Source organism: Rossellomorea vietnamensis NBRC 101237 (assembly GCF_001591825.1).
Classification (GTDB): Bacteria; Bacillota; Bacilli; order Bacillales; family Bacillaceae_B; genus Rossellomorea; species Rossellomorea vietnamensis.
The window spans coordinates 1-555 of sequence record NZ_BCVQ01000117.1 but is presented as its reverse complement, the minus strand read 5'-3'; the positions used below and the strand labels follow the sequence as shown (position 1 = coordinate 555).

The 555-nt window shown below is 41.4% G+C and carries 1 protein-coding gene; it reads right to left on the bottom strand.

The genetic code is table 11. From position 1 onward, the window contains the following. Positions 1-440, bottom strand: a 440-nt coding sequence (locus BVI01S_RS21910) for an IS110 family transposase (RefSeq protein WP_156477383.1), incomplete at its 3' end; no start/stop codon positions are given. Positions 441-555 lie beyond the last annotated feature (115 nt).

The following is a 555-nucleotide window of genomic DNA, read 5'->3' as shown; positions in this document are numbered from 1 at the left end:
GAATCGATTTGAGTCATTTCCCTTGGCATACTGTAATATCCTTGTGGCATCATTTTTGCGATGACCCGGGCATCTTTCAGATCATTTTTACTTTGTAGGTTATCGTCTAGCTCTTTGGTTTGCTTAACATGAAGAGGATTGACAAGGACATATGGAATGTCATGATCTGCTAGAAAAGCTGCGAGATTCATCCAGTAATGGCCGGTAGGCTCAAAACCAACGATGACTTCCTTTTTATTATGAATACTCATGAGCTTTAGGATAGTCGCGTAAAAGCTTTCAAATCCTTGAAGGGATTGGCGAATGACAAAGCTTTTCTTGAGTTCACGTCCACGCTCATCAACGGCACAGGCGTAATGATTCCGCTTGGCTATGTCAATACCAACAACCAGTGTAGTTTCAGAAATTTGATTAATACGTTGATTTCGATTATCATGCATGTGAAGATCCTCCTTAGTTATGAGCGATTGGTTAGCACCTGCATCATAACGGAGGGTCTTTTTTTATGCAATAGATGAATTCTCACCTCACAGGAATAGCTCCTGCGGGAAACGC